Source organism: Nitrosomonas sp. Nm166 (assembly GCF_900112825.1).
In the GTDB taxonomy this organism is placed as follows: Bacteria; Pseudomonadota; Gammaproteobacteria; order Burkholderiales; family Nitrosomonadaceae; genus Nitrosomonas.
In genome coordinates this window covers 1-2,501 of the sequence record NZ_FONE01000099.1, presented here as the reverse complement: position 1 = coordinate 2,501, position 2,501 = coordinate 1, and the positions used below count along the sequence as shown (strand labels likewise).

The 2,501-nt window shown below is 49.7% G+C and carries 1 protein-coding gene; it reads right to left on the bottom strand.

The window, feature by feature from the left end; genetic code table 11:
* Positions 1 to 16: 16 nt before the first annotated feature.
* Positions 17 to 2,501, bottom strand: a 2,485-nt coding sequence (locus tag BM021_RS14795) for a glycosyl hydrolase-related protein (RefSeq protein WP_090721741.1), incomplete at its 5' end; no start/stop codon positions are given.

The window sequence follows — 2,501 nt, the reverse complement described above, 5'->3', positions numbered from 1 at the left end:
CGCCACCCGTAAGGCATCAGTCAAGCAGCAAGCGATGGGTTTGTATTTGATGCGCAGCCAATGATGCTGACAAATCTCCATTCACGACGCTGGCATCAGCAATGTCGGTTTCGATATGCGTGGTCCTTTTTGCCGATAAAATATCATAGCCAAGCGACAATGTGTAATGCTTTGTCGCATCGGCTTGATTCCAGACCCGCGCTACAACACCTTGCTTTATCCCATCTTCAGCCGGCTTCAGCGCCCAGAGCAGAACATCCGGATCAGAAATCGTCAAGAACGAGTATTGATTCTCGCTGTAAGATGGATTTGCTCCTGTCACTTTGCCGCTTATCAGCGGATTTTGATGCTCGAGTGAGAATTTCATCGCCGATGTCTGGTTGAATTGATCGTGTGTCTGCAAGGCGAATCTTTGCAAAAACCATGCATCACCACCTTGATCCGGAATTCCCAAGCCAGGACCATCCACCTGTCCACCCGCCAGGATATTGAGTTGTGGTGTGTGGGTATCCAGTACAGCGTGAGTACTGTCGCCCAGTTTCATATAATAGGCATCTGCGTTTGAAAGGGTTACGCCGACACCGCCGCCGGATACATCAGCGAAATGGTTGATCGTCAGCCAGTCATAGCGTGCATTTCTTGGCGAATAATGTCCGCCGTCTGCCAGAAGCTTGGCGCGAATCACCGCACCGACTTCCTCGTGCCAGACGTTGGGCGAATCAATCTCAAAGGAATAACCCCACGTCAGCACTTCACCGAAATTTTGTCTGATATTGTTTTGAATCTGGATGCGATTGGTATCACGGATGAAGGTAATGTGCGAAATAGTCGAATATGGATTCCAAGAAGTCGCCCGTAGCGTTACGCTGACTGGACCGACATCCTCAACCACCAGATCTCCGCCAATTCCACCAAAATCATTGACCCAACGATCATTAATCTTGCGCACAAACTCACGATTGCCGCGTTTTTTGTCAATCAGACTTGTGATCGCGCCCGTATTGGCAACGGTAACCCGGTAAAGATCATTCTCAATCACATTGCCGATGACAGCTGCCGCATTCGAAAAAACAGTACCCGCACCCCTTCTGATTTCAAATACCTTGTAACCAACCGAAGGGACATCGCTCGCCAGAATTCTCAGGCGTGTCTTCCCAGCCACTGTCACATATTGCGAAGGTACCTGCTTTCCAGTCGACACATCCACCACGTGAACCAGTTTTTTATGGCTGACCGGAAAATCAGCATAATCAGTTCGCGTCCAACTCAAGCTGTTAAAAACATAAAACCTGGGATTCGAGCCGCTTCTGGCAATCAATGTGCCAAGCTGATTTTTTGCATCACGATACAGACTGTTGACGTAGGAAGTGATCTCGCCTGCGATTTTGCGCTGCCAATCTGCTCTGGCAGCACGAGAAACCGGGCCGTCCGCCGTCCAGTTATGCTCAAAATACAGACCAAAATTGAGCATTGCTTTATCACGCGCTGCAATCCGGCTGTCCATGAATGCGGGATTCTTCAGGGAAACAAGCGTGGCAAGCGCATCAGCACTGCGAAGCTTTTCCACAGCCCGTTTAATACGCGCTGAAACTTCAGACATCGAAGCTGAATAGAGTTCCCATTCGTTGCCATAGCTGGCTGCAAAGGTTTCCAGATCCGCGCCGTGATTGGTCTCAAAATCCTTAAAAAAGTCCAGTTGATTGGATACGATGACCTGGCGGTTCGCATTGGTCAGTTGCTTCGCAGCAGTGATAAATTCATTGTCAGTCGTTTTAAAATCGTCTTCTCCCTTGCCAAAAATTCCTATGACTGGAAAAGGGTAGCGCGATGTGAATGAAGCGTTCTTATCAACAAAATTGACCGTCGTGAATGGATCGCGCCCTTCGGCATAACCACCGATGGAGGTATTATCGTAGGTAACATTGAGCATCAGCGAATTCCATTTCATCAACACACGGCTGCCGTCGCGCCCGCCAACATAATAGATTTCGCGCTCGCGGTTGCTTAAGTGCGGCACATGCGAAGAACACCCGCACACGCCCTTCCACGAGTACTTTGCTCCCGAACCTGCCCAAAGCGAAGATAATCCGTAAGGCAATGTCTGATTTTCCATCGCGATCGCAATCGGAAAATCAACAGCGTATTGGCGCTGAATCAATCCCGGATAATACATGCCGCGCAATACCGCTTCAGCCGGAGTCCCGCCATTCGATAACACCAGCGCATTGAGCGGCATGCTGAAATGCCCATCCTTGATGCGATCAATCAATCTCTGAAATTGCATGGCTGAACGGTTCTTTTGATACACCCACATCCAGAAGCTGCCATCGGCATTCCAGCGCGCCTGATACGGCGCAGGACTTGCCTCGGTGGCGTCCATCCGGTCGAGATAGTAGTCGGTCATCGTCAGAAACGCATCCTCATATTCCGCTTCATCCGCCGTCCACATGTAGTCAGTGTGATCATCAGGAGCCAAATAAATCCTCTTCTGCGCTAAAACT